Here is a 24165-nt window from a genome sequence, read left to right as displayed (position 1 = left end):
TACATGTCACTGCCGTGAAGGAAAAGTCAGCGAAGTATCCGCGCATTCCCGCCACGGAGCGCGCGAGCGTACCGTCCCCGTCACCCCGTATGCCGGATTCGGCCCCGGTCCCGGTGTCCGGCCCGGTCTCAGGATCGGGCCCGGGTCCGGATCCGGAGCTGATCGGCCACGGCCGGCCGGTCGAGCTCTGGAACCGTAACTTCCGGCTCTTCTTCGTCGCCCGTACCGCCGCGCTCTTCGGCGACGGCATGATCCCGGTGGCGCTCACCGCGGGCCTGCTGGGGGCGGGCCGGCCGCACTCGTCGGTGGGGTTCGCGCTCGCGGCCTGGATGGGGCCGCTGGCCCTCTTCGTGCTCTTCGGCGGCGTACTGGCGGACCGGTTCACCCCTCGCCGGATGATGATCATCGCCGATGCGCTGCGACTGGTCGGGGCCTCGGTGCTGGCGGTCTCCTTCGCCACCGGCAACCCGCCGCTGTGGGTGGTGTACGCGCTCAGCGCGGTGGCGGGTGTGGGTGCCGCGCTCTTCCAGCCGGGCGTCGCGTCGACCGTGCCGCGGGTGGCCTCGGACGTGCAGCGCGCCAACGCGGTGCTCCGGGTCTCCGAGGCGCTGATGACCATGGCGGGCCCGGCCTTCGCGGGCATGCTCGTCGGGCTCGCCAGCGCCGGAGCGGTCTACGCGGCGAACGCGTCGACGTTCCTGGTCTCCGGCCTGTGCCTGTTCCTGCTGCGGCTGGCCCCGGCCCCGGCGGACGAGGCGCGGCACGGCACCTTCGTCGCCGAACTGGTCGACGGCTGGCGGGAGTTCCGGGCCCGGAGCTGGCTGTGGGGGGTGATCGCGATCTGGACGGTGTACGGCTTCGCGGTGCTCGGCCCGATGCTGCCGCTCACCGCGGTCGAGGTCACCGAGGCGCACGGCTCGGGGACGTACGGCGTGATGATGGCGGTGAACGGCGCGGGCAGTGTCGCCGGCGGGCTGCTCGCCCTGCGCCTGAGACCGCGCCGCCCGCTCGCGGCGGGGGCCGTGGCGCTGACCGCGGTCTGTGTGAACCTGGTGGTGCTGGGCCTCGGGATGCCGGTGTCCGCGCTCGGGGTGGGGCAGTTCGTGGCGGGTGCGGCGTTCGCGTTCTGGCTGGTGATGTGGTCGACGACGGTGCAGACCCATGTGCCGCCGCAGGCGCTGAACCGGCTGCACGCGTACGACGTGGCGGGCTCGCTGCTGATGCTGGCGGCGGGCCGGGCGCTGGCCGGACCGGTCGCGGACCGGGTGGGCGCACCGGAGGTGCTGCTGGCCGGAGCGGTGATCAACATGGTGGTGGTGGCGGTCCTGCTGGCGGCCCGGCCGATCAGGCGGCTGGAGCGGATCGGATGACCGCCGCAGGGCCGGAGACGGTCGTTCCCCGGGCGGTGCGGACGACTCTGCGGGTACGCGCGGTCGCGGCCGGGGCCGCGGCGCTGACCGTCGCCGCGGGGCTCGGGGTCAGGGCGTTCGCGGACGGTGCCGTCGCCAAGTACGCCGGGGACGCGCTCTACACCGTGCTGATCTGCGCCCTGGCCACCGTGATCGCCCCGCGGGCGCGGCCGGCCGTCACGGCCGGGGCGGCGCTCGCGTTCAGCTGGGCGGTCGAGCTGCTGCAACTGACCGGGGTGCCCGCGGAACTCTCCCGGCACAGCGTGGCGGCGCGGCTGGTGCTCGGCTCGTCCTTCAACGCACCCGACCTGTTCTGGTACGCGGTGGGGGCGGGGTGCGCCTGGGCCGTGGCGGCCTCGGCTACTTGCTCCGGGAGCGCTCCTCGGACTTCTGCATCTCGATGACCTGGAAGACATGGGCGCTGGTCTGCCTGCGCACACTGCCGCAGACCAGCAGCGCCGCACCGCATACGGACAAGGGGGCGGAGATCGCCAGAACGGCCAGCTGCTTCGGCCACTCGGTGATCATCTCGCAGTCGTTCGTGATCCGGTAGCAGTACGCGTCCTGCTGTTCCACCAGCAGGAATCCCAGCCAGATCCACAGGGCGCAGGCGACGACCAGAAGCACGGCGCCCCAGCCCTGCATCAGCGCGGAGCGGTGGTGGAACTGCTGGCGTGCTACCCACTGCATGAGATCCCCCGGATCGGTACGTGGCGAAGGCTTCGGCGCGCGACGACGGCGCGGCGTACGGCCGCCGGCCGACAAGTGATCGTACGCACAGTGCCGGGACCGCTCGCGGCGCGTGGCCCGATTCCTGCGAAGGGTGGCCCTCGGGCCACTCGTGAACGGACATGCCGCGCCCCGATGCTGGGTGACGTGACCCAGACAACCGAAAGCGCCGCCCGGGACGACGACCGGCAGGCCACTCCCGCAGTCCCCGGTCGGCGTTCCCGTCGGCGCGTTCACCGTGCCTGGATCGTCGCCGTCGTCACCTTCGTGACGATCATCGGCGGCGCCGCCTTCAACTCCCTGCCCGGCCTCCTCATCGACCCGCTCCACACGGAGTTCGGCTGGTCGCGCGGGGAGATCGGATTCGCCGTCTCCATCGACATGGCGCTGTACGGGCTCACCGCACCGTTCGCCGCCGCGCTGATGGACCGCTTCGGCATCCGCCGGGTCGTCGTCGCCGCGCTGAGCGTGGTGGCGGCCGGGGCGCTGGCCAGCGTCTGGATGACGGCCTCCTGGCAGCTGATGCTCTATTGGGGGCTGCTCGTCGGCCTCGGCACCGGGTCCATGGCGCTGGCCTTCTCCGCCACGGTCACCAACCGCTGGTTCGTGGCCCGGCGCGGCCTGGTCACCGGCATCCTCACTGCGGCGGGCGCATCCGGCCAGCTGGTGTTCCTGCCGCTGTGCGCGTGGATCGTCGCGGAACACGGCTGGCGCCCGGCCTCGGTGACCGTCGCGCTCGCCGCCCTGGTCGTCGTCCCGTTCGTCTGGCTCCTGCTGCACGACCACCCGGCCGATGTGGGCCTCGCCCCGTACGGCGGCAGCTACGTGGAGAAGCCCGCACCCGCTCACGGGGCGGCGCGGCGGACCGTGCGCGTACTGCTCGACGCGGCGCGCACCGGGCCGTTCTGGCTGCTGGCCGGCACGTTCGCGATCTGCGGGGCCTCGACCAACGGCCTGATCCGTACGCACTTCGTGCCGTCGGCCCACGACCACGGCATGCCCATCACCGCCGCGGCCTCGCTGCTTGCCGTCATCGGGGTCTTCGACGTCATCGGCACGGTCTTCTCCGGCTGGCTCACCGACCGTTTCGACGCCCGTCGGCTCCTCGCCGTCTACTACGCGCTGCGCGGCGTCTCGCTGCTGTTCCTGCCGATGCTGATGGCGCCGACGGTCCATCCGCCGATGGTGTTCTTCATCGTCTTCTACGGCCTGGACTGGGTCGCCACCGTCCCGCCGACGCTGGCCCTGTGCCGCGAGCAGTACGGCGAGGACAGCGCCATCGTCTTCGGCTGGGTGCTCGCCTCCCACCAGGTGGGCGCCGCGCTGGTGGCGTTCCTGGGCGGTGTGGCGCGCGACGTGTTCGGCTCGTACGACGTGGTCTGGTACGCGTCGGGGGCGCTGTGCGCGACGGCGGCACTGATGGCGCTGGTGATCCGGCGGGTCCGGGAGCCGTCGGGCACCGCCGCCGGACTCGGCTGACGGTGCCGGACAGGAACGGACGCCGACCGGCGCCCGGTGTCGGGGCCGGTCTCGGGCGGAGAGGTTCTCGGCGACCGGCAGGAAGACAGCGAGGGTCACCAGCCTGCCTGCGGTGGCAGCAGGCGGTGACGACGTTCACCGTGTCCCGATGTCGTACGTGGTGCCGTCGCCGACGGTCTGGAGTTTGTCCGGGTTGGCCACGTTGTGGATGGTGGTGATGCGGCCGTCGGCGTCGAAGTCGAAGGTGACGGTGGCGATCACGCGTCCCGGCCCGCTGAACACCATGCCCGGCCCGCCGTTGATCTCGACGAGTTCGGCCTTCATGTCGGCGGGCTCGATGCCCTGGTAGGTAACGGTGCCGATGGCTGCGAACCAGGCGGCCACCGTTTGAGCGCCCACGACCGGGCGCAGGGCCTGGCGGACCTTGCCGCCGCCGTCGGTCCACAGGGTGACGTCCGGGGACAGCAACTCCATCAGGGCGTTGAGGTCCCCGCCGGTCGTGGCGGCGAAGAACCGCTCGGTGGCCTCGCGCCGCCTTGAGCGGTCGGCGGCGAAGCGCGGCCGTCGGGCCCGCACATGCTCGCGGGCCCGGTGCGCGGCCTGCCGCACCGCGGCTTCGGAACGCTCCACCGCCTCGGCGATCTCGGCGTGGCTGAAGTCGAAGACCTCCTTCAGTACGAACACCGCGCGCTCCAGCGGGCTGAGCGTCTCCAGCACCACCATCATGGCCATCGACACGGACTCGGCGTCCGTTACGGCCTCGGAGGCATCTCCACCGGTGAGGATGGGCTCCGGCAGCCACGGCCCCACATAGGTCTCCCGCTTGTGCCGGGTGGAGCGCAGCCGTTCCAGCGCCAGGTTCGACACGATCCGCGTCAAGTACGCCTTGGGGTCGGCCACTTGCGAGCGGTCGGCGGCCGACCACTTGATCCAGGTGTCCTGGACCGCGTCCTCGGCATCGGCCGCGCTGCCGAGGACGCGGTAGGCCACGGAGAACAGCAGCCGCCGGTGCTCGTGGAAGACCTGCTGGCCGGGGTGGTGGGCGGACAGGTCGTTCACCGGGCCTCCCGGACCCGGGTGGAGCGGCCGCCGCGGGGCCAGAACGCGCCCGAGGCGGGCATCTTCTTCATACGGCCGTAGGCCGGCCAGGGCGAGGCAGTCACCGTCTCCTTATACCGGGCCGCCATGCGGCCGGTCAGATGAACTGATCGCGGGCTGTCATCGGGGCGGGTGAACTGTACGACCGCGTCGTGCCGCCCCAGGCTGACCGGCGTGTGGTAGTAGCCGAAGCGGAATGGTTTGGGCTGCTTGCCCTTGAGCACACGGTCGATCGACAGCGCGGCGTGCACACCGGTCGGCATGCCGCCCTGGCAGGTACCGTGCATGACGCCGTAGCCCTGGCGGATCGCGGCCGCGTCGCCGATGGCGTACACCTCCGGGTGGGACACCGACCGCAGCGCGGCGTCGGTGACGATGCGTTCGCGCTCGTCGACGGCCAGCCCGGCGGCGGCCGCCAGCGGTGACACCCGCGTACCGCTCGTCCACAACACCACGTCGGCGGCGATGCTCTCCCCGCCCGCCAACTCGACCGCGTAGGGCAGTACCTTGGCCACCTCGACTTCGCTGCGCACCGCCACGCCCAGCCGGTCGAGCGCGGCGTGCAGATACGCCTTGGCCTTCGGGTTCATGGCCGCACCGGGTTCCTGCCGGCCCAGCAGCACGACGTTCAGCTCCGGATACCGCTCGGCGATCTCCGCGGCCGACTCGACGCCGGTCAGCCCGCTGCCGCCGACCACCACCGTGCCACTGCCGAGCCGCCCCAGCCGGTCCGCCAGCAACTCGGCGTCCTGGGCACTGCTCAGGGTGTACGCATGGTCCTCGACACCCGGCACCGCCGACGTTTCGGCGACCCCGCCCAGCCCGTACACCAGCGTGTCGTAGTGCAGAACTCGATGGTCGTCGATCCGCACGGTCTTCGCGTCCGCGTCCACCGCCGTCACCCAGCCGCGCACGAACTGCGCCCCCGTACCCTCCAGCATCTCCGGGATGCTCAGCTCGGCGAGCTGCTGCCCGGTCGCCGTCATGTGCAGCCGCAGCCGCTCGGTGAACCGCTCCTGCGCGTTCACCACGACGACCTGCACGCCCTCGCGCCCCTTGACCCGGGCCGCGAGCTGGATGGCCGCGGCCATCCCCGCGTACCCCGCCCCCAGAATCACCACACGGTGGGTGGTCGTCATGCAGGCCTCATGCTGTGCGCTCATTGTTCCGTCCTCCTCCACTCGCTGCTGACGACCACCAGATGGAAGATGCCGCCCCGTCTGTGACATGAGGTGGATGTGATGCACGGCACAGCCGAGGTCGGCAGGTCCGCCGGAGGCTGCCGAAGAGGTCCGGGAAGCCCCCCGGAGGACGTATCAGCCCGCCGCGCCGCTCCAGGAGGCGCTGAGGCTGCGGGATCTGCTGCACGGCGCCGTCGGCCGAGCCGCCGTCCGCCGGGCATGATCGGGCCCGTGGTGTGCGTTCACATGCCGGTCCGAGCCGGGGTGTGGTGAGTGTTCACCCGCCGAGCGGTCCGAAGCGCCCGAACGTCCCCCGGTGGAAAAGCAGCGGCCCGTCACCGTCCGTCGCCCCCAGCGCCTCCACCCGGCCGACGACGATCAGATGGTCGCCCCCGGTGTGGACGGCCTGGATGCGGCAGTCGATCCAGGCCGGTACGGAGTCCAGCAGCGGCGACCCGGTCGCGGGAGCCGCCTCGTACGCCACTCCCGCGAACTTGTCGGCCCCGCTCACCGCGAAGCTCCGGCACAGTGCGCCCTGGTCCGCGCCCAGGATGTTGACGCAGAAGGCCCCGGCGCGGGCGATGCGCGGCCAGGTCGTCGACGTACGGGCGACCATGAAGGTGACCAGCGGCGGGTCGAGGGAGAGCGACGCGAACGACTGGCAGGCGAAGCCCGCCGGTCCCTGCGCGTCGTCCGGATCGTGTGCGGTGACGATGGTGACGCCGCTCGCGAAGTTCCCCAGTACGCGCCGGAATTCGGCCGAGTCGACCGGCAGCCGCTCGTCGTCCGCGACGGCCCGCAGATCCGGGCGCGGCAATGGGTCGACCGGCGTCGGCCCTGCGGTGGTGGCGGCGCCGACGGACCTGAGGTACCGGACGGCGGTGGCGGCCATGCCTGCGTGTCCCATCACGCTTCCCATTGAAACTGACGGCACGTCAGATAGGAAGGGCGAGGGAAGAGGGTTCCGGGCGCGAAAGGCCGCGAGTCCCGCCGCTGGCCGGGCTGAGGCGCACCCCGAACCCGCCCGGGCCGGGCCGGGGGCGAGTCTTCAGGGTCAGCTACCGGCGGCGTACGTCACGAAGCGCGCCCATGCGTCGGGGGCTACGGCGAACCGGGGGCCCTGCGCGTTCTTCGAGTCGCGGACGTGGACGGTGCCGGGGGTGGTGGCGACCTCGACGCAGTCGTTGGGGTTGCTGCTGTCGCTGTAGCTGCTCTTGAACCATGCCAACTCGGAGCCGTCCCCAGCGGAGGTCTTCCGGATCATGTCTCTCCCAGCGCTCGCTCGATGAAGGCCAGCGACTCCCGTGCGCTGAGAGCCTCCGCCCGGATGATGCCATAGCGGAGTTCAAGGATCCGTAGCTGCTTCGGGCTGGAGACGGGACGACCGCTGAACTCGTCATCAGAACGCCCGACTGCCGTGCCGTCCTCGAACTTCAGCATCTGGATCCGCCCGCCTGTCCCAGGATGGTCCCAATAGGCGGTCGGCATCACCTGAATTTCGACGTTGCGCAACTGCCCTACCTCCAGGAGGTGTTCCAGCTGCCTGCGCAGCACCGCCTTGCCCCCAGTGGGACGGCTGAGCGTCGCCTCTTCCTGAACAAAGCTCAGCTCGGGGGCCGGTGAGCGGTCGAAGATGGAGCGCCGGGCCATACGGGCTGCGACACCACGCTCCACTTCGTCGTCCGACAGGGCTGGGCGCCTCGTCCTCAGCAACGCCCGAGCGTGATCCTCCGTCTGCAGGAGGCCGTGCAGGTTGTGGTCGCCGTACGACAGCAGCTCGACCGCCCGCGCCTCCATCCGCGCCAGATCCCGGATCTTCTTCGGGTACCGGACCTCCGCCACGTCCTTCTTCATTGCGGCGATCAGCCCGTCCGCGCCCAACACCTCGTCCGCCCTGTCCAGATACTCCTGGCGCGGAATCCGTTTCCCGGCCTCGACCTTGTAGACCTGGTCCTCCCCGTACCCGATCGCGACGCCGAACTCGGCCGCCCGCATGCCGGCCGCCTCTCGCCGCAGCCTCAGCTGCCGCCCCACCGTGGCGACGACCGCCGCACCCGACTCGTCGTCCGGGTCGACGTCCCAACCGGGTTCGTCCGCCTCGCCCCCGGGCCGTTCCGTTCCGTTCGCGTCCACCTGCATCCCGCGCCACCTCCGATGTGCCGTCACACCTCGACGCCTCCTACCCGCACGCCCCCTCCGGACAGCTCGGACAGCGCCGGACAAGCTCCGGACAGTCACCGTACGCATCTGACTGATCACTGGTCAGCGTATGCGTGTGCGGCCACGCTGAGTGACGTGAAACAAGAAATCACCCTCCCTCAACCCCCCACCCCCGGCCGCACGTTCACTGTGTTGCTCTCACTTACCCGCCGGGGAGCCAGGCTGGCCCGGCTGCTCACCGCCGCGCATCTGGGCGAGTGGGGGATCCCGTCGGAGTCGGCCGTGCAGATCGTCGCGGAACTGGCCACCAATGCCGTGGTGCACGGCCGCGTACCGGGCAGGGACTTCCGGCTCGACCTCACGATCTACGACGGCGGTGCGCTGCTGCGGATCGAGGTGAGCGACGCCCGTGGCGAATGCCTTCCGCCCGGTCCGGGCGGCACGGCCGTCCCGGACGGCGACTGCGAATCCGGGCGCGGCCTGCTGATCGTCGAGGCGCTCGCGGATCGTTGGGGCGTCAGTCCCGGGCCCCTTCCCCGTAAAACCGTATGGGCCGAACTCGACCTCGTACCGTGACCGCCGCCACCGGGTCGCGGATTTCCGCGATCCGGTGGTCCGCGACGCGGCTCCGCACGACATCAAAAGCCTTGAATAACTGGGGAAATGAACCTTTCCAACCCCCACCCTGCCGCCCGTCACCCACATGGGTGAGAGTGGGCAACTTGGCTGCTATTCGGGCCGGTTGGCTGGCATATGCTCGCCGCGACGAACCACCCCAGACATGCGACGGCCCCCGGCCGGGACTGGCATCCCGATCGAGGGCCTGACCAACGAGGAAGAGAACGCTTCCCGATGGATACCCAGCAGATTAGCGCGCCCTCGCGCGCCTCGTCCGGTGTCGTGCACGACAACTCCCGGCACACCAGCCGTTTCACGGTCGTGGGCAACCACCTGACCCAGCACCGCGAGCTCTCCCTCACCGCGATCGGGCTGGCCGCACACATCCAGTCGCTGCCCGCCGGAGCCAGGATCGGCATCAAGGACCTCGCCGCCCGCTTCCCTGAGAGCGAGGGCCGGATCGCCGCCGCGTTACGCGAACTCGAAGCCCACGGCTATCTGCGACGCACCCGGACGCGTCTGGCCAACGGTCGGATCGTCACCCGTACGGTCTCCTGCAACCAGCCTTCGGACCAGCGGCGCACGGCCGCTCTGCCGGGCCGCGACTGCCCGCAGCGTACGGTCCGCCCGCCTACGCCCGTCCGGCCCTGTACCGAGCCCGAGGCCGACGACGTGCATCCGGCCAGGTCCAGGCCCCGGACCCACACCAAGCCCGCGCCCCGTCGTGAGCCCACGCCCCTGCTCGTACCGAAGCCGGCCTTCCCCGCCGCGTCCCTCCTACGGACCGCGACCGACCTGCTTGCCGGGCTGCACCATCAGGACCCGCGCCTGCTGCTCTCCGCGCAGGACGTGGACGTCCTGGCCCCGGGGGTCGCCGCCTGGCTGGAGCGCGAGGTCGGCCCCAGCGCCGTGGAGCACGCCTTGACCAGCGAACTCCCAGCCGAAGGGCTGCGCCGACCGGCCGGGCTCCTCGCGCATCGGCTCACGCAGGCGATCCGGACATCGGTGCCATACTGAAAACGCTGTCGACCGCTCTGCGCGACGTACCGGAAACCATCGCCGACCCCATCGTCGAACTCACCGCACAGGGCCTGGGCAACCGCCCGGCCGCACAACAGTGGAGGAACCTGGTGGCCGTGGACCTTTCTTTCTACAAGTCATCCCTCTCGGAGGAAATCCGGGACGAAGGCCGGGCAGAAGGTCGTACGGAAGGTCTCGCGCGGGGCATCCTGCTGTTCCTTGCCCGGGCCGGTATCGACGTGTCCGACGAGGCGCGCGAACGGATCACGAGCTGCACCGACCTCGACACTCTGAGCCGCTGGCTCCTGCGTGCTCCCACTGCGACATCGGTCGAGGACGTCTTCGCCGAGAAGTAGGCGGCCCGCGGCCGGGAACCGCCGATGGCCCGCGCTAGTCGGTGGGCCCCGGCCGCACGGCGCTGGAGGAACCCGGCGGCCGTGGCCTCGGGCCGTTCCGCCTTGTGAAGGCCGGATGGCGGCACCGTCGCTGTAGACCTCACCGCCCCCGGTACTTCGGAGTGCGTCGCTCCACGAAGCTCGACACGCCCTCGTTGGCGTCGTGCGTCGTCATGTTGATCTCCTGAGCCGTCGCCTCCGCCGCGAAGGCCGTTGCCCGGTCGGACTCCAGCGATGCGTTCACCAGCTGTTTGGTGAGGGCGATGGAACGGGTCGGTCCTTCGGCCAGCCGCTGAGCCCATGCGCCGGCTGTTTCCGTCAACTTCTCGTCCGGTACGACCCGGTTGACCAGACCCAGGCGTTCCGCTTCTCTCGCCGAGAGCGAGTCGCCGAAGAACATCAGCTCCTTGGCGCGCTGCGGGCCGATCAGGCGCGGCAGCAGATACGCGCCGCCGCCGTCCGGTACGAGTCCGCGGCGCACGAACACCTCGATGAACTTCGCCGACTCGGCGGCCAGCACCAGATCGCAGGCGAACGCGAGGTGGGCGCCGATACCGGCCGCCGTGCCGTTGACGGCCGCGATCACCGGCTTCTCGCAATCCAGGACCGCGGCTGTCAGGCGTTGTGCGCCGAGCCGGATCGTACGGGCCACATCCCCCGGCACCCGGTCGCCGGTCGCGGGGGCCCCGCGCAGGTCGGCGCCCGCGCAGAAGCCGCGACCGGTGGCGGTGAGGACGACGGCCCGGACCGCCGGGTCGGCGGAGGCGTCGGAGAGCAGGGCGATGACGCGTTCCCGCTGGTCCCAGGTGACGGCGTTCATGGCCTCGGGGCGGTTGAGCGTGATCCAGGAGACTCCGTTGTCAGTGGTGTGGAGTACCAATGAGTCAAGCGGGTCGGTGGACTCGGTGGACTCGGTGGTGTCTTCGGGGGAGGACGGCATGAGACAGCTCCTGGGTAGGTGGTGTGGCCGGTGGCGGCGCGGTCGTCGAGACGGCCGGCGGGGTGACCGCTCAGCGGCAGACGGCGAGCGCGTCCAGCGCCACCGCGCCCTGCCCCCGCCCGAGCACCATCAGTGGGTTGATGTCGAGTTCGGCGAGGTCGTCGCCCAGTTCCAGGGCCATCCGCTGTACCCGCAGCACGACCTCGACGAGCGCGTCCACGTCCACCGGCGGACCGCCGCGTACGCCCTCCAGCAGGGCCCGGCCGCGCAGTTCGCCGAGCATCGACCGCGCCTGGTCCTCGCCGAACGGCGGCACCCGTACCGCCGCATCGTGCAGCACCTCGACGAGTACGCCACCGAGCCCGACCGTCACCGTCGGCCCGAACAACGCGTCCTGTGTGACACCGACCATCATCTCGACGCCCCGCTCGACCATCTGGCAGACCAGGATCCCGTCCAGCTCGACACCCTCGTACCGCGCGATGTCGGTCAGTTCGCGGTACGTGTCCCGTACCTGGCTGGCGGAGGTGAGCCCGACCTTGACCAGGCCGAGCTCGGTCTTGTGGGCGAGCCTGGTGCCCGAGGCCTTCATGACGACCGGGTAGCCGACCTGCCCCGCGGCCCGGACGGCCGCCGCCGCGCTGGTCACCAACTGCTCGCGCGGAACACGGATTCCGTACGCCCGCAGCAGCTGCTTCGCCGTGTGCTCGCTCAGCTGTCGGCCCGGGCGCATCAGTGCCTGCGCCTTGCGGAACGAGGGCGACGGCGTGCGCGGTGCCTCGTCGAAGGGCGAGCGGTACGAGGCGGCGAACCGGTGGTGGTCCAGATAGGCATTCACGGCGGTGATGCAGTTGCCGAAGGTACGGAAGGTGGCGACGCGCGACGAGCCGAGCAGCGTCGTGCGGTATGCGTCCTCCGTACCGACGGGCGAGCCCCACACCACGCACACCAGCTTGTCCGTGGTCTCCGCCGCATCCACCAGGTCCTGTGCGAGCTTGTCGCTCATCGGGGGGAACGGGCCGGTGATCGGGCAGATCAGCACGCCGACGGCGGGGTCGGCGAGGATCGCGTCGATGATCTTCCGGCCGCGCCAGTCGCCGACCGGGTGGCCGCCGTTGTCGACCGGGTTCGCCACGTTCAGATAGTCGGGGATCCACTCGTGCAGCTCACGCTGCTTCTCCTCGGACAGGGTGGGGATCTTCAGTCCGGCTCCCGTCGCCAGGTCCGAGAAGTGCGCGCCCGTGCCGCCCGAGATCGAATACACGACGACGCCGTCGGCCTGCGGCTTCCGGGCCCGGGCCAGCAGGGCCGCGGTGTCCTGGAGCTCGTCGAGCCCGTTCACCCGGATCACGCCGAACTGCCGCATCGCCGCGTCCACCACCTGGTCGGCGCCGGTCAGCTTGCCGGTGTGTGAGGCGGCCATCCGGGCCCCCGTCTCCGTACGCCCCACCTTGACCGCCACCACCGGAACGCCGGCCCGCGCCGCCCGGTCCGAGGCCAGCAGAAAGGAGCGCCCGTCCTTGAGCCCCTCCACGTAACAGGCGATGGCCCCGACCTCGGGGCGCTGCGAGAAGTACGAGATGAAGTCGGCGGTCTCCAGATCAGCCTCGTTGCCCGTGGGCGCCCAGTGCGAGAGCCGCACACCCAGCTCCTGAAGCGCGTAGACGGGGCGCCCCTGATGACCGGACTGGGTGATCAGCGCGATCGCCGGCCCCTCCAGATCGTCGCGGAACTTCTCGAAGGCGTTGAGGTTGGTGTTCGGCCCGAGCAGCCGCAGCCCGGACCGCTCCACCGCCGCGGCCAGCCGCGCCTGGGCGGCAGCGCCCTCCTCGCCGGTCTCGGCGAACCCGGAGGCGAAGGCGACGGCGAACTTCACCTTGGCCTGTGCGAGTTCCTCGATCACCGGGAGCGGATCGCCGACCAGCAGCACCGCCAGGTCGACCTGCTCCGGCAGGTCCGCGACGGAGGGAGAACAGGCCCGCCCGAACACGGACTTCCGGCTGGGGTGCACCGGATGCAGCCGCGCCCCGACCCGCTCGGCCCAGCCGATCAGCTGTCGGGTGATCCCGGTGTTGGGCCGCCCCTCGGTGTCGGACGCGCCGATGACGGCCACGGACTCGGGCCGGAAGAACCGGTCCAGATCCGGCACGGGCGCGTGCAGCGGGCGGCCGCTGACATCGAGATCGCCTTCCGCGGCGGCGGCAGCCATGCTGTGGACGATGGCGTACGGCTCCTCGCCGCAGGCCACCACCCTGGCGCGGAAGTCGGTGGTGAGGGTGCCGTGAGTCGATCCAAGCATCGTTCCGCCCACTCCTGCTCGGGGTCCGTCGGGTGATCGTGCCCGGCCAGCGTGAAGCTGACACTCTGTCAGGTTACTGAACTGACGGCCCGTCAGGAATGGGTATGCAGGCAAAGGCTGAGAGGACGGATGTCCGGGCGCGGGGCCGGTGCCGGACCTTCCGGCCCCGCCCCGCACGCGTGGGGCCGGTGCCCGTCCGACTGCGGTTGGGTCCTTCGCCGGAGGCTCCGGGGGCAAGTAGGCCTGTCTCGTCCTCCTGCTCCGCGAGGGGGAAGGTCCCCCCGGTGAACACCAGGGCGGGATCGTTGATCTCGGTCACCGTTCCCCAGCATCCGACGCCGACCAGGTCGAGGTCCGCGCGGGTGACGAAGGGGGGCCGCTCGGTCGCCTCGATCCGGTCAGCCTCCTCCACCACCGTGTCGATGGTGCCGAAAGCGGCGGCGAACTCTCGTGCCCGTGCCGGGTCATGAGCGGGCAGAACCCCTCCGCCGGTGGGCAAGGGCCGCTCGATGAGAGTGAGTCTGAACTCCCCATGCTGCGCGACGCCCTGCTCCGGCGGGTACTCCCAGAAGTCGTTGTCAGCCATCGGATTACCTCCGCGGCGATCAAGAAGGATCACGGCGCGGGCCGTGGGCATCCCCTCCCTCGAAGGAGGAGAGCGTCAAGAGCGCCAGGACGGCGAGGGTCCTTGACGGACCGACGCGGTGGGGAGTGCGGGGCGATCCGACCGACCTCCCTTGCGGGGGGCCTGGGGTCGCCTCGTACCGGGCGGTTTCAGTGCGTGTGCGCCAGCCTCTTGGCGATCTTCCGTGCGTCCAGGGCCATTTCGCGGAACATGCCGCTGATCGGGTTGGTGAACCCGGTGAAGTAGAGACCGGGGGCCTGCTTGGGCGTGCGTGCGCCGTGCGCCACCGGCCGGCCCCGGGCGTCCAGGACGCCGAGGTGACCGACCAGGCTCTCCAGGGCCCGGTGGTAGCCCGTCGCCGCGATGACCGCGTCCGGGGTGATCCGGTCCCCGTCGGCCAGCACCACCGCGTCCTCGTCGAACGACTCGACGGCTGCCACCGGTACCACCCGGCCGCTCTTCACCGCGTCGATCAGTCCCACGTCCTGCACCGGGATGGCGCCGTCCCGGACCCGTGAGTACAGGCCGGTGTCGGGGCGCGGGAGCCCCTGCGCGGCGAGGTCGGGAACGGCGATCCGGGCCATCAGACCCCCGGCCCGGTCGACGAGACGGACCGGCAGTCTGCGTACCAGGATGCCGGTCGCCTGGGCGGGCCAGCCCGCGGTGGAGCGGCGCACGATGTGCGGCACGGTGCGCACGGCGATCCGTACCCGGGAGGCCCCGCCCTCCACCAGGTCGACGGCGATCTCCGCACCCGTGTTGCCGATGCCGACGACGAGAACGTCCCGGCCCGCGTACGGGGCCGGATTACGGTAGTCGGAGGCGTGCACGAGGTCGCCGGTGAAGGTGTCGCGCCCGGACCAGTCGGGGATGCGCGGGGTGTGGTTGTAGCCGGTGGCGACGACGACGGCCCGGCCGGTCAGCATCCGGCCACCGGTCGCGGTCAGCTGCCAGCCGGCTCCGTCCGGGGCCCGGTCGATCCGGGACACCTCGACGCCCGTCACCACTTCAAGCTCGTGGTGCTCGGCGTACTTCTCCAGATAGCGCACCACATCGTCCCTGGCCACCCAGCGTCCGAACCGGCGCGGCATCGCGAGCCCCGGCAACGCGGACCGGCGCCGGGTCGTGTGGAGGTGGAGCCGGTCGTAGTGGCGGCGCCAGGACGCCCCGACGTTCTCGGACCTCTCCAGCACGACCGCCCGTACCCCCCGCTCGCGCAGGGCCGCGGCGGCGGCGAGGCCGCCCGGGCCGCCACCGATGACGTATACGGGCCGGCCCTCGGTGAGGTCGGTGGGGGCCGGGGCGGTGTTGCCGGCGGTCAGTGTGCTGTCGGGCATGGTTCGGAGCGTAATCGCGCACCTACTTGATGGGTCTCGGTCAAGAGGGGAATCGATTGCGAATTGATCACGCGTGCACGTTCTTGACTGCTTCGGGCGGCCGGCTGATTGCGCACACCTCTTGCGGCGGCCTTCGCCATCAGGTGAACTGACGTACCGTCAGATGTTGTTTCCAGTGAGCGGGAGACCCATGCAGACGATCTGGCTCGGTGGCGCCGAGTGGCTCGCCGTCCTGCGGATAGGCCTCGGCCTGTGGTGGCTGGAGAGCTGGCGGCACAAGGACAAGAAGGGGTGGTTCGAGCGCGGTACGGGCATCGCCTGGGCCGCCGACGTCGCGGGCAAGCACCGGTGGGCGGCCGTACGCACGGGCTTCCGGCGGATCGTCGCCCCGCGCCCCAAGGCCATGGCCTACCTCGTCGTGTACGCCGAACTCGCCCTGGGCCTCGGCCTGATCACCGGATTCCTCACCCCCGTCGCGCTCGTCGCCGGCCTCCTCCTCAACCTCCTCTACCTGGTGCTGATGATCCACGACTGGGCCGAGCAGGGGCAGAACGCGATGATGGCGCTCATCTCGCTCGTCGCGCTGTTCGCGATGTCCTGGCAGACCTGGTCCCTCGACGACGCGATCGGACTCTTCCCGTGACCCCGGCAGCCGTACGTTTCGACCTCCCCGAGCCCGACGCCTTCACCCGCCCCTACTGGGACGCCGCCGCCCAGGGGCAGTTGCTGCTGCGCCGCTGCCGCGCCTGCGGACGCGCCCACCACTACCCCCGCGAGTTCTGCCCGCACTGCTGGAGCGAGGACGTCGGCTGGGAACGGGCGAGCGGGCACGCGACGCTCTACACCTGGTCCGTCGTCCACCGCAACGACCTGCCACCGTTCGGCGCCCGCGTGCCGTACACCGCCGCCGTCGTCGACCTGGCCGAGGGGCCGCGGATGATGACGGAGGTCGTGGAGTGCGAGGAATCGAGCCTGGCGATCGGCATGGCGCTGCGGGTGGCCTTCCGGCGGGAGGCCGGCGAGGAGGTGATCCCGGTCTTCCGGCCTCGGCCTTCTCGACGCCGCGAGTAGCCGGGCTGCCGAGGGGCCGCCGGTCGGGTGGCAGCCGGGCGTTCACTGCCCCCGTCGGGTGTCCATGGCCTCCGCGCGCCGCGCGACGGCCTCGTTCATGGCACGGAACTGGGGAAGCGTGTCGGACTTCAACTGTCCCTTCAGGAACGGCACGGCGACACCGGTGAAGCGTTCGGGAGCACTCGCTGTGCCGTCACGGCTGCAGTCCCGGCGCTCCCCACACCGGGAACCACCGGGCCAGGTCCTTCTCCATCCGGAGGTCGTCCCCCAGCACCGCCCTCACCTGCAACTCCAGCTGGTTGTCACGCTTCTCGACACCGCCGGGCAGGGGCGCGAACGGGTAGAACGTGCCGCGCTTGTAGAGATAGACCAGCGCCAGCGGACGGTCCCGTGCGTCCCGGAAGGCGATCAGTGAGCAGAGCAGCTGGGGCCCGAAGCCGCCGTCCTGGAGCAGGGTGTTGACCGCGTGCAGGTCGTTGACGAGAGAGGCCACGTCGTCGGGGGACTGGCGGGCGAGCAGCCAGGTGTAGCCGTAGGGGTCCTGACTGAACTCCACCGGGATGCCGCCCTTGTCGGTGTCGGCGTCCAAGAGCTCCTGTACGTCCTGCTGGATACGGGCGAAGGTGCCCCCCTCGACGCCCGCGAAGCAGACCGAGCCGAGACCGGTGGGGGTGAAGCCGGCGCCCGCCTGGAGGGTGAGGGCGGCGGAGGGTACGGCGAAGAGCTGGTCGAGGTCGGGGCGGACCGGTTTGCTGCGGCCCAGGATGGTGTCGAGAAGACCCATGAACGTTCCTCACGGTCGGGTTCTTGCGGGCGGGTCGCCACGAGTGGATTCCTGCGGCGGAGCGCTACGGGTTCCTGCGGCGGGCCCCTACGGACGGGAGAGGTCGGCGGAGATACGGGCCAGCTGGTCGAGGCGCTGTTCGAGGGTCGGGTGCGAGGAGAGCAGCCGGCTGAGGCTCTCCTTCGAGGAGAACGCCGGGACGAAGTAGAAGGCGTTGTACGGCTCCGCCTTCCGCAGGTCCTCGGTCGGGATCCGGGCCATCTGACCACTCACCTTGGTGAGCGCCGAGGCGAGCGCCGAGGGGCGACCGGTGAGGAGGGCCGCGGTGCGGTCGGCGGAGAGTTCGCGGTAGCGCGAGAGCAGTCGGGTGAGCAGGAAGCTGAGGCAGTACACGACCGCACTGGCCAACGGGATGAGCATGATCGCGATGCCGACGGGGTCGTTGCTGCGGCTGTTGCGGGAGAGACCACCCCAGAGGGCGACGCGGGTGATGATGCCGGCGAGCACACCGAGGAACGAGGCGATGGTCATGACGGCGACATCGCGGTGCGCGACGTGTGACATCTCGTGCGCGAGCACGCCCTCCAGCTCCGGGGGATCCAATCTGCGCAGGAGCCCCGTGGTGGCGCAGACGAGAGCGGACTTCTCGTTGCGGCCGGTGGCGAACGCGTTCGGCACATCGCTCTGGGCGATGGCCACGCGCGGTTTCGGCATGTCGGCCAGGGCACAGATCCGGTCGATGGCGCCGTGCAGCTCGGGAGCCTCCTCCGGAGTGACCTCGCGGGCTCCCATGCTGAAGGCCGCGATGCGGTCACTGAACCAGAACTGCGTGATGAACATGCCGCCGACAAGGATCAGAATGATCGGCCAGGCGCCGCGCAGCACCGCGAGCAGCACGCCGACCAGGACCACGTACAGCAAGCCGATCAGGAACATGGTGCTCACCATGCGTGTGGTCAGCCCGCGGTCCGGGGCGTAGCGGGAACGGGTTCGGCTCATCGTTGCCTCCAGTCGCCCTAGTGCCTTCCATCTTGCCCCTTTCCCATGGAAAGCGGAGATAAGGGAGCCGAGGAGGCAAGGAAGGTGAGGAGACAAGAGAGACCCGGGTGGGTCCGGAGCGGCGCGGTCGAGATGCCCCGCGTTCACTGACGGCACCCGCCCCGATCTCCGGCCAGATCTCCGGTCCCATCCGCACACCGACTGGGTGCGCCGCTCACCGAGTGGGTGAATCGAAATGCCCGCTCGGTCCGGCGGGGGGAAAATAGATCTCTCCGAGGACATTTGGCCGCACACAACCCGGACCCTTTAGGTGCCTGAGGCATCTAGTGGGCAGAAATCAAGCAGGACTCCCCCCATCCCCTGCGAGGTCCGCCATGGCAGACGCCGAGACCATCTCCTTTCCGCAGAACCGCAGCTGTCCTTATCACCCGCCGACCGGATATCGAAGTGCAGGTCCCGGGCACCAGCCGGTGTCGCCCGCTCGGCTCTTCGACGGCCGAACGGTGTGGCTGGTGACCGGGCACGCCGAGGCGCGTTCGCTTCTGGTGGACCCGAGGCTGTCGTCCGACCGGGAGAACCCGGCGTTTCCGATATTCGCCGAGCGGCTGGCCGCGACCACCGTGCGGCGCGTCGAACTGCTCGGCGTCGACGATCCCGAGCACAACGTCCAGCGCCGGATGCTGATCCCGAGCTTTACGGTCAAGCGGACGGCGGCCCTTCGGCCGCAGATCCAGGAGACTGTGGACCGGCTGCTGGACGAACTCGTCGAGCAGGGTCCACCGACCGATCTCGTCAGTGCCTTCGCCCTGCCGGTGCCCTCCATGGTCATCTGCATGCTGCTCGGGGTGCCCTATGCCGACCACGAGTTCTTCCAGGCGCAGTCGCGCAAGCTGCTCCGCGGCCCCACGGCCGCGGATGTCGAGGCCGCGCGGGACGCCCTCGACGACTACTTCCGCGTACTGATCGAGCAGAAGCGGGCCGCGCCCGGCGAAGGACTGCTCGACGAGCTCATCGTCAAGCAGCTGGAGACCGGGGCCGTGGACCACTACCAGCTCGTGCGGCTGGCCGAGATCCTGCTCGTGGCCGGACACGAGACGACTGCGAACATGATCTCGCTCGGCACGTTCACGCTCCTCCAGCATCCCGATCAGCTGGCCCGGATGCGCGACTCCGACGGCCTGATGCCTTCCGCGGTCGAGGAACTCCTCCGCTTCCTGTCCATCGCCGACGGCATCTCCCGGGTGGCCGTCCAGGACATCGACGTGAGCGGGGTGACCATCCGGGCGGGGGACGGCGTCATCCTGTCCACGGCGGTGATCAACCGGGACGAGGTCGCGTACCCGTCGCCGGACGAGCTGGACCTCGGGCGGAACGCGCGCAACCACGTCGCCTTCGGGTTCGGAATCCATCAATGCCTGGGACAGAATTTGGCACGAGCCGAAATGGAGATCGCGCTGTTCACGCTCTTCGACCGTCTTCCGGGCCTGCGGCTGGCGGCACCCGCCGAAGAAATCCCGTTCAAACCGGGTGACACCATCCAAGGCATGGTGGAACTTCCCGTGACATGGTGATCGAAATTCGACCGGAAAGGCCTTGCTGAGATGCAGATCAATATCGACAGGAACCGATGCGTCGGCGCGGCTCAGTGTGTGCTCACCGCACCGAAGGTGTTCACCCAGGACGACGACGGGTTCAGCGAACTACTGCCCGACCACGAGGAAGCCCTCGAAGGCCCCCTGGTCAAGGAGGCCGCCCGTGCCTGCCCGGTGCAGGCGATCACCCTCACTTGACTGACTGACTGACTGACTGACTGACTGCCAGGCCGTGTCCGTGCATTCCCGCCGGGCGTCGCGGGCGGACCGGGTGGGGCTGTACGGGCGCGACCTCGGGACGGACGACCTGGGAACGACCCCTGCGACGGCCTGGGGACACTGCCGCTAGGGCCAGAGCAGCTCCCGCTCCCAGGCGGCGTCCTGTCGGCGGTAACGCAGCCGGAGGTGCCGCCGCCTCGCGTCCCCCTGGAAGAACTCGACCTCGTGCGGATCGACCACGTACCGCGTCCAGCTCGTCGCATCCGCCTCCGGTTCCGTCCGCGCCCGCTCCCAGGCCGCGTCGGAGGCGCGGTTCAGTTCCTCGTACGAGCCGAGTACCTCGCTCTGCCGTCCGACCAGCGCCGAAGCGAGCGCCCCGGTCGAGCGGGCGTGCAGATCGGCTCGGCTCTCGGCGGGCGCGCAAGCGGTGACCGGTCCTCGTACCCGTACCTGCCGTCCCTGGACCGGCCAGTAGAAGCCGAGCGCCGCGTACGGGTGGGCGGCGAGCTGGCGGCCCTTCGCGCTGGTGCGGTGCGTGGCGAAGTGCCAGCCGCGCTCGTCCGCGTCGTGCAGCATCAGTGTCCGTACGTCGGGGTGGCCCTCGGCGTCGACGGTGGCCAGCGTCATGGTGTGCGGCTCCAACTGCCCCGCGTCCACGGCTTCGGCGAACCACAGGTGGAAGAGGGGGAGCGGGGCGGGCGGTGCGGTGGCCGGGACGAAGACCGGCAGGTCGACGTCCCAGACGCGCTGGGCGTGAAGGAGGTCACGGAAGGTCTTCTGCGCATCACTCATGGCCCTATTGGACACGACCTCTCGGACAGGAACTCTTGGGCAGGACGTCCGGAGGATCACCCTCGCGCATGCCGGTGTTCGCTCACCCCCGCCCCAGCACCACCGTCCCGGACGAGCAGAACCAGCCGCCCGTCCCCGACGCCACCGCCAGCTCGGGCAGCCGGCCGCCGGCCCTGCGCACCTGGCGATCGCCCGCCTCGCCGCGCAGCTGCCGCACTGCCTCCACCAGCAGGAACAGCCCGCGCATCCCAGGATGGCAGGCGGACAGGCCGCCGCCGTCCGTATTGACTGGCAGCTCGCCCGTCAGGCTGGTCCGGCCCTTCTCCACGAACGCGCCGCCCTCGCCCTTCGCGCAGAATCCAAGGTCCTCCAGCGTCACCAGCGTCATATAGGTGAACGCGTCGTAGATCTCGGCGAGGTCGATGTCGCCCGGCCGCACCCCGGCCCGTTCGAACGCAAGTCGGCCGGAGACCGCCGCGGGGGAGACCGTGAAGTCGTCCCACTCGGACATCGTGGAGTGCGAGACATGCTCGCCGGCACCGAGGATCCACACCGGTTCCTTCGCCGTGTCCGGTACGAACTCCTCGGCGGCCAGCAGCACCGCGCAGCCGCCGTCGCTGCGGATGCAGCAGTGCAGCTTGGTGAACGGGTCCGCGATCATCGGCCCCGACAGCACGTCGTCCACGGTGATCGGGTCACGGAACATCGCGTCCGGGTTGGCCGCCGCGTTCGCCCGTGCCTGGACCGCCACCTCGGCGAGCTGCTCCAGGGTCGTCCCGTACTCGTGCATATGGCGGCGGGCGGCCATGGCGTACTTGGCGATCAGCGAGTGCCCGTACGGCACCTCGAACTGGAGCGGGCCGCGCGCCCCGAAGGAGAGGTTGGACGTCCGGCGGCCCGCCTTGATGTCCGCCCGGGCCGTTGACCCGTACACCAGCAGTACGGCATTGGCGTGCCCGGCGGCGACGGCGTCCGCCGCGTGGGCCGCCATCACCTCCCAGGTCGAGCCGCCGACCGCGGTGGAATCCATCCAGGTGGGTTTCAGCCCCAGATACTCGGCGACCTCCACCGGGGCGAGCGTGCCGAGCCCGGCGGAGGCGAAACCGTCGACGACGGACCGGTCCAGCCCCGAATCGGCGAGGGCCCGGCGGGCGGCCTGGGCGTGCAGGGCGTACGGCGTGGCCTCGTCGACGCGTCCGCAGTCGGCGAGGGATATGCCGACGACAGCGACCTTGCGGTGGGAAGAAGGCATGGATCTGACGGTACATCAGATGCGTGTCGAGCGGGCCGTCGAGTGGGGTGTGGGGCAGGGTTGTGAGGCGCGGGGCGGGCTGCCGACGTGCGCGGCTCTGGGAATCTCGAAGATTCACCTCTAGCATGACGGGCCGTCAGATCAGAGGCTGAACGCCCCTGAGGAGAAGGAGCCCGAGATGGATGCCGCCTTCACCGCGGAACAGGACGAGATCCGCCGCGCCTTGCGCGAACTGCTCGCCGAACACGGCGGACCCGACGACGTTCGGAGCGCCGTGCGGACCACCGACGGGTACGACGCGCCTCTGTGGCGGCAGCTCGCCCAGGACCTGGGGCTGCCCGGTCTCGCCCTCCCGAAGGAGTACGGAGGTGTCGGCCGCGGCCTCGTCGACCTCGCCGTCGCCTGCGAGGAGACCGGCCGCGCGCTGCTGCCGTCACCCCTGATCGCCACCGCCGCACTCGCGGCGCCCCTGATCGCCGCACTCGGCACCGGGGCCCAGCGCGCCGCCCTGCTGCCGCGCATCGCCGCTGGGGGACTGACCGCGACGCCGGCCGTCCCCGGCGGCTCCCTCGGCACCGCGCTCGGCCTCACCGGTGACCCGACCGGCGGCGCCTGGGCGGGCGGCGGCCGGGCGGGCGGCGTCCAGGCGAGGCCGGTCGGCGGCGGGGCGGGCTGGCGGCTGTACGGGGAGGCCGACCAGGTCCTCGACGGGCACAGCGCGGGGCTCCTCCTGGTCGCGGCCCATGCCGGCGGCTTCCCGCGCAGCCGTACGCTCCTCTTCCTGGTCCGCCCGGACAGGGCGCCCGGAGTCGTCCGCACCCGCCGGACCTCGTTGGACGAGACCCGCCCGCTGGCCCGGGTGGAACTCCGCGACGCCGAGGCCGAGTTGCTCGGCGCGGACGACTCCGCGGACGTGACCGGCGTTCTTGCCTCGGTCGGACAGGGGGCCGCCGCCCTGCTCGCGGCGGAGGCGGTGGGGGCGGCGGCGGGAGCACTGGAGCGAACCGTCGCATACGTGGAGGCGCGCGAACAGTTCGGCCGGGCACTCGGCTCCCTCCAGGCCGTGAGGCACCGCCTCGCGGATCTGTATGTACGGGTGCAGGCGGCCCGTTCCGCCGCGTACTACGCGGCCCGGGACCCGGCCACGGCCGGGGGGCTCGCTCTCGCCCAGGCACTGGAGGCGCTGCGGATCACCACCGCCGAGGCCGTCCAGCTGCACGGCGGGAACGGCTTCAGCTGGGAACACGAGGCGCATCTGTACTTCAAGCGGGCCGCCGCCGACGAACTGCTCTTCGGCCCCGTCCAACGGCTCCGCGACCGTGCGGCCCAGCGGGCCGGGCTCTTCGCCGCCCCGGAACCGGCCGCCCCGGAACCGGCCGCCCCGAAACCGGTCACCCCGGGCTCGGCCGGGCAGGTGGCCGTCTGATGGCGCCCGGCGTCCGGCTGATCCAGAAGGTCTCCTCGACACGCACGTTCGCGAGGATCGCCCCGCATGTCGTGCCCGCCATGGACCGTACGGTGCACCGGCTCACGCGCGGCAAGGTGCTGCTCAGCGCCCGGATGCTGCCGGGGCTGATCCTGACGGTGCCGGGCGCGCGGAGCGGGCAGCTCAGGTCCACTCCGCTGGCCTGCATGCCGGAGCGAGGACCGGAGTCCCGGAAAGGCAACGGGGCGGAGCAGAGCTGGATCCTGGTCGGCAGCAACTTCGGCCGTACGGGGCACCCGGCCTGGACCGCGAATCTGCTGGCCGGTCCCGACGCGGCCGTCGTCAACTGGAAGGGCCGGGACATTCCGGTGCGCGCCACGCTGCTGAAGGGCGCGGAACGGGAAGCGGTGTGGCAGGCGGCGCTGAAGTTCTGGCCGCCGTACGCGGCATACCAGGCGCGGGTCGAGCGGGAGATCCGGCTCTTCAGGCTGGAGCGACGGGACGACGCCACGGCCTGAGGCGGCCGGAGGCGGCGGCCTGAGACGGTCGGAGGCAGTGGCCGGAGGAGGCCGGACCGGCGGCGACGGCCGGGGGCGGAATCGGTGCGCCGGACGCGAGGCCTCGGGAACGGTGCGGGAACACCGCGTGCGTGAACGCTGCGCGCGAACGCCGTGTGCGGAAACGGCCGTTGGGGCGATCACCGGAACGGTCCGGGCGCGCCGACGGCGGACCACCTGCGT

26 protein-coding genes are annotated in these 24165 nt (G+C 70.9%); 12 read left to right on the top strand and 14 right to left on the bottom strand.

Going from position 1 to position 24165, the window contains the following annotated elements:
• Positions 1-89 precede the first annotated feature (89 nt).
• On the top strand, positions 90-1370 hold the full coding sequence (locus ACFU8Q_RS05170; RefSeq protein ID WP_384447955.1) for an MFS transporter: 1281 nt from the start codon (positions 90-92) through the stop codon (positions 1368-1370).
• Positions 1367-1813, top strand: coding sequence for a DUF2809 domain-containing protein (locus tag ACFU8Q_RS05165; RefSeq protein WP_384447952.1), 447 nt, complete (start codon positions 1367-1369; stop codon positions 1811-1813). The genes ACFU8Q_RS05170 and ACFU8Q_RS05165 overlap by 4 nt, the downstream gene beginning before the upstream one ends.
• Here ACFU8Q_RS05165 and ACFU8Q_RS05160 read toward each other — a convergent pair.
• The gene (locus tag ACFU8Q_RS05160; protein WP_384447949.1) at positions 1770-2099 is read right to left on the bottom strand and encodes a hypothetical protein; all 330 of its coding nucleotides are present in this window, start codon (positions 2097-2099) and stop codon (positions 1770-1772) included. The genes ACFU8Q_RS05165 and ACFU8Q_RS05160 overlap by 44 nt on opposite strands.
• Before the next feature lie 174 nt (positions 2100-2273).
• Between ACFU8Q_RS05160 and ACFU8Q_RS05155 the strand changes: the two genes are divergently transcribed.
• Entirely contained in the window at positions 2274-3617 is a 1344-nt protein-coding gene (locus ACFU8Q_RS05155) for an MFS transporter (protein WP_384447947.1), read from the top strand.
• 135 nt (positions 3618-3752) lie between these two features.
• Here the strand turns inward: ACFU8Q_RS05155 and ACFU8Q_RS05150 are convergent, their stop codons facing one another.
• The 5 genes from ACFU8Q_RS05150 to ACFU8Q_RS05130 form a co-directional block, all read right to left on the bottom strand.
• Positions 3753-4676 (bottom strand): RNA polymerase sigma-70 factor, encoded by a 924-nt coding sequence (locus tag ACFU8Q_RS05150; protein WP_384447944.1) that lies wholly within the window; start codon positions 4674-4676, stop codon positions 3753-3755.
• Positions 4673-5878: an NAD(P)/FAD-dependent oxidoreductase gene (locus ACFU8Q_RS05145; RefSeq protein WP_384447941.1), complete on the bottom strand. Its 1206-nt coding sequence runs from the start codon at positions 5876-5878 to the stop codon at positions 4673-4675. The genes ACFU8Q_RS05150 and ACFU8Q_RS05145 overlap by 4 nt, the downstream gene beginning before the upstream one ends.
• Before the next feature lie 295 nt (positions 5879-6173).
• Positions 6174-6788, bottom strand: a complete 615-nt coding sequence (locus ACFU8Q_RS05140) for a flavin reductase family protein (protein ID WP_384448013.1) — start codon at positions 6786-6788, stop codon at positions 6174-6176.
• A 162-nt stretch (positions 6789-6950) separates the two neighbouring features.
• Entirely contained in the window at positions 6951-7160 is a 210-nt protein-coding gene (locus tag ACFU8Q_RS05135) for a DUF397 domain-containing protein (protein WP_384447939.1), read from the bottom strand.
• Positions 7157-8035 (bottom strand): helix-turn-helix domain-containing protein, encoded by an 879-nt coding sequence (locus ACFU8Q_RS05130; RefSeq protein WP_384447936.1) that lies wholly within the window; start codon positions 8033-8035, stop codon positions 7157-7159. The genes ACFU8Q_RS05135 and ACFU8Q_RS05130 overlap by 4 nt, the downstream gene beginning before the upstream one ends.
• A gap of 156 nt (positions 8036-8191) precedes the next feature.
• Between ACFU8Q_RS05130 and ACFU8Q_RS05125 the strand changes: the two genes are divergently transcribed.
• The 3 genes from ACFU8Q_RS05125 to ACFU8Q_RS05115 all read left to right on the top strand — a co-directional run bounded on the left by ACFU8Q_RS05125 (position 8192) and on the right by ACFU8Q_RS05115 (position 10050).
• Positions 8192-8632 carry an ATP-binding protein gene (locus ACFU8Q_RS05125; protein ID WP_384447933.1) on the top strand — a complete coding sequence of 147 codons (441 nt, stop codon included), beginning with the start codon at positions 8192-8194 and terminating at the stop codon, positions 8630-8632.
• Positions 8633-8908: 276 nt separating this feature from the next.
• Complete coding sequence (locus ACFU8Q_RS05120; protein WP_384447930.1) at positions 8909-9691, top strand: helix-turn-helix domain-containing protein; 783 nt, start codon at positions 8909-8911, stop codon at positions 9689-9691.
• A 119-nt stretch (positions 9692-9810) separates the two neighbouring features.
• Positions 9811-10050, top strand: a complete 240-nt coding sequence (locus tag ACFU8Q_RS05115) for a hypothetical protein (RefSeq protein ID WP_384447929.1) — start codon at positions 9811-9813, stop codon at positions 10048-10050.
• 139 nt (positions 10051-10189) lie between these two features.
• On the opposite strand, the gene ACFU8Q_RS05110 is transcribed toward ACFU8Q_RS05115, so the two are convergent.
• From ACFU8Q_RS05110 to ACFU8Q_RS05095, 4 genes are all read right to left on the bottom strand, one after another.
• On the bottom strand, positions 10190-11029 hold the full coding sequence (locus tag ACFU8Q_RS05110; protein WP_384447926.1) for an enoyl-CoA hydratase/isomerase family protein: 840 nt from the start codon (positions 11027-11029) through the stop codon (positions 10190-10192).
• Positions 11030-11099: 70 nt separating this feature from the next.
• Complete coding sequence (locus ACFU8Q_RS05105) at positions 11100-13328, bottom strand: acetate--CoA ligase family protein (RefSeq protein WP_384447923.1); 2229 nt, start codon at positions 13326-13328, stop codon at positions 11100-11102.
• A gap of 73 nt (positions 13329-13401) precedes the next feature.
• Entirely contained in the window at positions 13402-13914 is a 513-nt protein-coding gene (locus ACFU8Q_RS05100) for a DUF6333 family protein (RefSeq protein ID WP_384447920.1), read from the bottom strand.
• 188 nt (positions 13915-14102) lie between these two features.
• Entirely contained in the window at positions 14103-15290 is a 1188-nt protein-coding gene (locus ACFU8Q_RS05095) for a flavin-containing monooxygenase (protein WP_384447917.1), read from the bottom strand.
• A gap of 190 nt (positions 15291-15480) precedes the next feature.
• Here ACFU8Q_RS05095 and ACFU8Q_RS05090 point away from each other — a divergent pair, with 190 nt between their 5' ends.
• Together ACFU8Q_RS05090 and ACFU8Q_RS05085 are read left to right on the top strand one after the other, a co-directional pair.
• Positions 15481-15933, top strand: a complete 453-nt coding sequence (locus ACFU8Q_RS05090; protein WP_384447914.1) for a DoxX family protein — start codon at positions 15481-15483, stop codon at positions 15931-15933.
• A complete protein-coding gene (locus ACFU8Q_RS05085) occupies positions 15930-16361 on the top strand; it encodes a Zn-ribbon domain-containing OB-fold protein (RefSeq protein WP_384447912.1) in 432 nt (143 codons plus the stop codon). Before ACFU8Q_RS05090 ends, ACFU8Q_RS05085 begins: the two co-directional genes overlap by 4 nt.
• A gap of 193 nt (positions 16362-16554) precedes the next feature.
• Here the strand turns inward: ACFU8Q_RS05085 and ACFU8Q_RS05080 are convergent, their stop codons facing one another.
• Together ACFU8Q_RS05080 and htpX are read right to left on the bottom strand one after the other, a co-directional pair.
• The gene (locus ACFU8Q_RS05080; protein WP_384447909.1) at positions 16555-17145 is read right to left on the bottom strand and encodes a hypothetical protein; all 591 of its coding nucleotides are present in this window, start codon (positions 17143-17145) and stop codon (positions 16555-16557) included.
• Between the two features lie 87 nt (positions 17146-17232).
• Positions 17233-18144, bottom strand: a complete 912-nt coding sequence (gene htpX, locus ACFU8Q_RS05075) for a zinc metalloprotease HtpX (protein ID WP_384447906.1) — start codon at positions 18142-18144, stop codon at positions 17233-17235.
• A gap of 374 nt (positions 18145-18518) precedes the next feature.
• Between htpX and ACFU8Q_RS05070 the strand changes: the two genes are divergently transcribed.
• Positions 18519-19715 (top strand): cytochrome P450, encoded by a 1197-nt coding sequence (locus ACFU8Q_RS05070; protein ID WP_384447904.1) that lies wholly within the window; start codon positions 18519-18521, stop codon positions 19713-19715.
• Positions 19716-19745: 30 nt separating this feature from the next.
• A complete protein-coding gene (locus ACFU8Q_RS05065; RefSeq protein ID WP_384447901.1) occupies positions 19746-19934 on the top strand; it encodes a ferredoxin in 189 nt (62 codons plus the stop codon).
• Between the two features lie 147 nt (positions 19935-20081).
• Here ACFU8Q_RS05065 and ACFU8Q_RS05060 read toward each other — a convergent pair whose 3' ends face one another.
• Positions 20082-20747 (bottom strand): pyridoxal 5'-phosphate synthase, encoded by a 666-nt coding sequence (locus tag ACFU8Q_RS05060; RefSeq protein WP_384447899.1) that lies wholly within the window; start codon positions 20745-20747, stop codon positions 20082-20084.
• Between the two features lie 82 nt (positions 20748-20829).
• Positions 20830-21999 carry an acetyl-CoA acetyltransferase gene (locus ACFU8Q_RS05055; RefSeq protein ID WP_384447896.1) on the bottom strand — a complete coding sequence of 390 codons (1170 nt, stop codon included), beginning with the start codon at positions 21997-21999 and terminating at the stop codon, positions 20830-20832.
• A gap of 178 nt (positions 22000-22177) precedes the next feature.
• On the opposite strand from ACFU8Q_RS05055, the gene ACFU8Q_RS05050 reads away from it, so the two are divergent.
• Together ACFU8Q_RS05050 and ACFU8Q_RS05045 are read left to right on the top strand one after the other, a co-directional pair.
• Positions 22178-23425: an acyl-CoA dehydrogenase family protein gene (locus tag ACFU8Q_RS05050; RefSeq protein WP_384447893.1), complete on the top strand. Its 1248-nt coding sequence runs from the start codon at positions 22178-22180 to the stop codon at positions 23423-23425.
• Positions 23425-23943: a nitroreductase family deazaflavin-dependent oxidoreductase gene (locus ACFU8Q_RS05045; RefSeq protein ID WP_384447890.1), complete on the top strand. Its 519-nt coding sequence runs from the start codon at positions 23425-23427 to the stop codon at positions 23941-23943. Before ACFU8Q_RS05050 ends, ACFU8Q_RS05045 begins: the two co-directional genes overlap by 1 nt.
• The last annotated feature ends 222 nt before the right edge of the window (positions 23944-24165 follow it).

Origin of the sequence: Streptomyces sp. NPDC057543, from assembly GCF_042801895.1 — a bacterium.
GTDB lineage: Bacteria > Actinomycetota > Actinomycetes > Streptomycetales > Streptomycetaceae > Streptomyces.
This window is presented reverse-complemented; position numbering and strand designations above follow the sequence as displayed.

Bases quoted from the DNA above. Each gene is read 5' to 3' on its own strand.
- ACFU8Q_RS05055 (WP_384447896.1), bottom strand. From the start codon at position 21,999: ATGCCTTCTTCCCACCGCAAGGTCGCTGTCGTCGGCATATCCCTCGCC.
- ACFU8Q_RS05105 (WP_384447923.1), bottom strand. From the start codon at position 13,328: ATGCTTGGATCGACTCACGGCACCCTCACCACCGACTTCCGCGCCAGG.
- ACFU8Q_RS05160 (WP_384447949.1), bottom strand. From the start codon at position 2,099: ATGCAGTGGGTAGCACGCCAGCAGTTCCACCACCGCTCCGCGCTGATG.
- ACFU8Q_RS05045 (WP_384447890.1), top strand. From the start codon at position 23,425: ATGGCGCCCGGCGTCCGGCTGATCCAGAAGGTCTCCTCGACACGCACG.
- ACFU8Q_RS05130 (WP_384447936.1), bottom strand. From the start codon at position 8,035: ATGCAGGTGGACGCGAACGGAACGGAACGGCCCGGGGGCGAGGCGGAC.
- ACFU8Q_RS05100 (WP_384447920.1), bottom strand. From the start codon at position 13,914: ATGGCTGACAACGACTTCTGGGAGTACCCGCCGGAGCAGGGCGTCGCG.
- ACFU8Q_RS05155 (WP_384447947.1), top strand. From the start codon at position 2,274: ATGCTGGGTGACGTGACCCAGACAACCGAAAGCGCCGCCCGGGACGAC.
- ACFU8Q_RS05170 (WP_384447955.1), top strand. From the start codon at position 90: ATGCCGGATTCGGCCCCGGTCCCGGTGTCCGGCCCGGTCTCAGGATCG.
- ACFU8Q_RS05135 (WP_384447939.1), bottom strand. From the start codon at position 7,160: ATGATCCGGAAGACCTCCGCTGGGGACGGCTCCGAGTTGGCATGGTTC.
- ACFU8Q_RS05050 (WP_384447893.1), top strand. From the start codon at position 22,178: ATGGATGCCGCCTTCACCGCGGAACAGGACGAGATCCGCCGCGCCTTG.
- ACFU8Q_RS05165 (WP_384447952.1), top strand. From the start codon at position 1,367: ATGACCGCCGCAGGGCCGGAGACGGTCGTTCCCCGGGCGGTGCGGACG.
- ACFU8Q_RS05090 (WP_384447914.1), top strand. From the start codon at position 15,481: ATGCAGACGATCTGGCTCGGTGGCGCCGAGTGGCTCGCCGTCCTGCGG.
- ACFU8Q_RS05110 (WP_384447926.1), bottom strand. From the start codon at position 11,029: ATGCCGTCCTCCCCCGAAGACACCACCGAGTCCACCGAGTCCACCGAC.
- htpX (WP_384447906.1), bottom strand. From the start codon at position 18,144: ATGAGCCGAACCCGTTCCCGCTACGCCCCGGACCGCGGGCTGACCACA.
- ACFU8Q_RS05145 (WP_384447941.1), bottom strand. From the start codon at position 5,878: ATGAGCGCACAGCATGAGGCCTGCATGACGACCACCCACCGTGTGGTG.
- ACFU8Q_RS05140 (WP_384448013.1), bottom strand. From the start codon at position 6,788: ATGGCCGCCACCGCCGTCCGGTACCTCAGGTCCGTCGGCGCCGCCACC.
- ACFU8Q_RS05120 (WP_384447930.1), top strand. From the start codon at position 8,909: ATGGATACCCAGCAGATTAGCGCGCCCTCGCGCGCCTCGTCCGGTGTC.
- ACFU8Q_RS05080 (WP_384447909.1), bottom strand. From the start codon at position 17,145: ATGGGTCTTCTCGACACCATCCTGGGCCGCAGCAAACCGGTCCGCCCC.
- ACFU8Q_RS05065 (WP_384447901.1), top strand. From the start codon at position 19,746: ATGCAGATCAATATCGACAGGAACCGATGCGTCGGCGCGGCTCAGTGT.
- ACFU8Q_RS05095 (WP_384447917.1), bottom strand. From the start codon at position 15,290: ATGCCCGACAGCACACTGACCGCCGGCAACACCGCCCCGGCCCCCACC.
- ACFU8Q_RS05070 (WP_384447904.1), top strand. From the start codon at position 18,519: ATGGCAGACGCCGAGACCATCTCCTTTCCGCAGAACCGCAGCTGTCCT.
- ACFU8Q_RS05060 (WP_384447899.1), bottom strand. From the start codon at position 20,747: ATGAGTGATGCGCAGAAGACCTTCCGTGACCTCCTTCACGCCCAGCGC.